A 451-nucleotide genomic window follows, 5' to 3' on the forward strand; every position below is an offset into this window, starting at 1 on the left:
GACGCGCAGCTCGAAGGCGCGAGCCAGCCGGGACAGCAGCGAGACCAGGATGATGCCGGCGATGAAGCAGGCACCGATCTTCACACCGTCGGGGCGTTCGATGACGTTCACGACGGTCGTGTAGAGGAATACCGCGGAGATCACGCCGAAGCCGATGACCCACTTGCGCTGCCCGGCCTTGCGCGCGGCGATGGTCACGGCGATCGCCGCGGAGCTGATGAGCACCAGCACGCCGGTGGCGTAGGCGCCGCCCTGCGCGTCGACGTTGGCGTCGAACAGCCAGGTGACCAGGAAGGCGACGAGCGTGAAGACGATGACCATCGGGCGCACGGCGCGGGCCCAGTGCGGGGCCATGCCGTAGCGGGGCAGATAGCGCGGCATCAGGTTCAGCAGACCGGCCATGGCGGAGGCGCCGGCGAACCACAGGATGGCGATGGTCGAGATGTCGTAG

Annotated in this window: 1 pseudogene; it reads right to left on the reverse strand. The window is 68.3% G+C overall.

Annotated features, from left to right (window positions below):
- Positions 1 to 451: pseudogene (locus LE548_RS42255) on the reverse strand (amino acid transporter); the annotation flags it as partial.

This window comes from Streptomyces sp. CoH27 (genome assembly GCF_020181035.1).
GTDB lineage: Bacteria > Actinomycetota > Actinomycetes > Streptomycetales > Streptomycetaceae > Streptomyces > Streptomyces camelliae.